This window comes from Anaerohalosphaeraceae bacterium (assembly GCA_037479115.1).
GTDB lineage: Bacteria > Planctomycetota > Phycisphaerae > Sedimentisphaerales > Anaerohalosphaeraceae > JAHDQI01.
The window spans coordinates 1-3214 of record JBBFLK010000050.1; the positions used below are offsets into that span (position 1 = coordinate 1).

Below are 3214 nucleotides of genomic sequence, written 5' to 3' on the forward strand. Positions count from 1 at the left end.
TGTTTACCGATATTCTGCCTGCCTGTCCTCCGCCGCCCTGCCCGCCGTGTCATGCCTGGGTTCCGCCGAACTGTGTGTACCAATGTGCATCAAGCCGCTGTGAAGAATGCACATCCGGTTCCTGCAGGGTCTGCGGCGGCCGAGCGAAAGAGGTCTGCTGTGGGACAAACATTCCCGGCTATCGGGAATGCTGTCGGGAAGAGAATTGCTATCGATGCAAAGATGATCGATGTCAATACTCCTGCAAATCTGAGCTTTGTCAGGAATGTGTGAATAATCAATGCTTAAAGTGCGGCGGCCGCCAGTATGAAGATTGCTGCGACGGTTTCTGTTATGATTCGACGTCATATGAATGCTGCAATCAAGGAAATGGGCATATTTGTCCAAAAGGTCAACAGTGCTGCGGAAACACCTGTTGTGATCCGAATCCGCCTGTATGCAAGATATGTAATGGGGCAGGAAGCTGCACTTTCAAATGCGATGACAGCCATAATCCGATTGTTTATGGAACGTTTGAAGGCCAAACGAAATCAGTAATAGAACCATTTATAAAGAAACTTGAGGAAACAATCGAAAGCATCAAGGCAGTGGATATTGATGCGGATATCAGTTTTAATTTTGTAGGAGAACTGAGTTATCAAGAAAAATGCTGCAGTCCCTGTGACGATGCTTCTACTCCCACCATTTGGGGCGGCGGTGGGCTTGAGTTGGGCATAGAGATAGAGTGGGATATTTCAAATTTTCCGGATGTTCAGATTGATAAAGAATTTTTTGGGAAGGGCTCAGTTCAAGGGATTCTTGAGTTTGACCTTGAGCCTGTAGCTACCGCATCAGGAAGCGGCGGTGTCGAAGGCATTTTTATTGGGTGTGATGCCCCATGCTGGAACGCTTACGGCGGGATTTCAGTATCCTTAGGCGGGCAACTTGAAGCGGAAGCGGAATTGAGGGTTGAGACCAGAACCGGATGGGAATGGTTTGATGGATTGATGACGTTTTCTGTGGAGGCAGAAGGTGCCGTGGGTATCAGCGTAGGCGCCAGCGCTGGAGGGCTCTATTACGCAAGCGCTGCAGGGAATTGTGAACAAAGCGGTTCAGGTTTTGAAATGGGATGCTTAAGCTTAGGCGAAGGAACATTTGCAGGAGAAGTCGGATTTGACATAAAAGGAAACACATATTCTATAGGTTTTGAAGTCTCATTATGGGATGGATGGGATAATGGAAAATGCGGATAACGACTGTATGAGTATGGGAGGTTTTCAATGAGGAATCGTTCTTTCTGCTTGAAATGGATAGGCTCGGCAGTCTTTTTCCTCTTTTCTTGGGGAATGTCGGAGGGAGCACGGATCGTCACCTGGGGCGGTGACTTATTGGGTACAATCGGGAATGTTCCCAAAGACGATGATTTTGTCAACGTCGAAGCAGGCGGTACATTCGGTATGGCTCTGAAATCAGACGGCCGGATTGTCGTCTGGGGGCATAATGATGCAAATGAAGTATCCGGAGCCCCTGCCGGCGGCGGTTTTGTAAAAATCGCAGCAGGGGCCAGCCATGGACTGGCCTTGAAAGCCGACGGCCGGATTGCCGCATGGGGTTATGACGAGTACAGACAAGTATCCGATACCCCTAAAGAATCCGGCTTTACAGCGGTTGCCGCAGGCCTCTACCATAGTCTGGCTCTGAAATCAGATGGGAGTTTACGTTCCTGGGGACGGGATCACTGCAGGCAGGTCTCTCAAACTCCCTCCGGGAACAACTTTATCGCAATCGCAGCGGGATACAATCACAGTTTGGCGCTGCGTTCTGACGGAACGATTGTCTCCTGGGGAGATGATACCTATGGTCAGGTGTCGAAAACACCCACAGGAAATAACTTTATTGCAATAGCCGCCGGTGCTCGGCACAGTCTGGCCCTCAAGGCAGACGGCACGCTTGTTTCCTGGGGATGGGACCAGGATGGGCAGGTCTCTCAGACTCCCTCGGCGAACAATTTCGTGTCTGTCCTGGATGGAGGGGAACATTGCAGTATGGTGCTGACTCGGGATGGGAAAATCGTCGGCTGGGGAAAGGATTATTGGGGGACACTCAGCAAATTATCAAAATTGAATAATCAATACAGTTTTATCGATGTCTCCGTAGGGGCCGGCGTGGCGTATGCGCTGGTTCAGTAGAAACAGAATCCTTTTGCAGAGAGGTTTTTATGCTTTCAAAACGACTCTCTTGGGAACCGGCGTGTTTTGCTCTGTGTATCATTTCAGGGCAAATTTGTTTAGCAGGCCGAATTATTGCCTGGGGAAATAATGAATACGGACAGGTTTCCGGGAATCCGGCCGGGAGCAATTATATACAGATTCAAGCAGGAGAAAACCACGCCGTTGCTCTGAATGCACAAGGAAATATTATTTGCTGGGGTGATGATCGTCAGCATCAAGTTTCAGGGGCTCCGAAGACAGCTGGTTTTGTAGCCGTAGCGGCCGGCGGGAATACCAGCATGGCCTTACACTCGAGAGGGGAAATCGTGGTGTGGGGAGCGGATAACAAAAAACAGGTTACCGACGCCCCGACAGAACCGAACTTCGTTGCAATCGCCTGCGGATACCAGCATTGTCTGGCACTTACGCGCAACGGGGAAATCGTGTCCTGGGGAGATGACCGATACGGACAAGTAAGTCAGACCCCCAAAGGCGGCGACTTTATAAAAATTGCAGCAGGGAAGTTTCATAGTCTGGCTCTGACCAAAACCGGAACGATTGTCTGCTGGGGGAATGATTTCGGAAACGCGGTTACGAACGCACCAACTTCCGGGGCTTTTCTGGCCGTCGCAGGCGGCAATTCGTTCAGCGCGGCCTTGAGAAATGATGGAAGGATCATCACCTGGGGATTTGACGGCAGTCAGCAGGTCAGCGATGTTCCATTGGAAACCAATTTTACGGGACAAATTGCCTGCGGAGAAAAAACGGCGATGGGTATCACAACGGCCGGCAAAATTGTTGGTTGGGGGCAGAATACCTCGGATATTTTGAGTGTGCTGTCGGTTCTGAATAACGCCGAGCGATTTACCAATATCGCCCTTAGCGCTAAAACGGCTTATGCTCTTGCTGAATAAACTGTTCAGGAAGAAAGAAGAGGCCAGACGGTGTTTGAGCGGTATCCGGACGATCGGGGGGCGTTGTATGCGGCGATGCGGCTGGGGGAGATGAACCTGGCCCGCGGTCGG

The 3214-nt window shown here is 50.6% G+C and carries 3 protein-coding genes; all 3 read left to right on the plus strand.

Translation table 11 applies throughout. From position 1 onward, the window contains the following. Positions 1-269: 269 nt before the first annotated feature. The 3 genes from WHS88_12650 (at position 270) to WHS88_12660 (ending at position 3103) form a co-directional block, all read left to right on the plus strand. Positions 270-1232, plus strand: a complete 963-nt coding sequence (locus WHS88_12650) for a hypothetical protein (GenBank protein MEJ5261029.1) — start codon at positions 270-272, stop codon at positions 1230-1232. Positions 1233-1325: 93 nt separating this feature from the next. After that, positions 1326-2168, plus strand: a complete 843-nt coding sequence (locus WHS88_12655) for a hypothetical protein (protein ID MEJ5261030.1) — start codon at positions 1326-1328, stop codon at positions 2166-2168. A 29-nt stretch (positions 2169-2197) separates the two neighbouring features. Next, entirely contained in the window at positions 2198-3103 is a 906-nt protein-coding gene (locus WHS88_12660; protein ID MEJ5261031.1) for a hypothetical protein, read from the plus strand. Positions 3104-3214: the final 111 nt, after the last annotated feature.

Coding starts and splice junctions, on each gene's coding strand:
- WHS88_12655 (MEJ5261030.1), top strand. CDS start 1,326: ATGTCGGAGGGAGCACGGATCGTCACCTGGGGCGGTGACTTATTGGGT.
- WHS88_12660 (MEJ5261031.1), top strand. CDS start 2,198: ATGCTTTCAAAACGACTCTCTTGGGAACCGGCGTGTTTTGCTCTGTGT.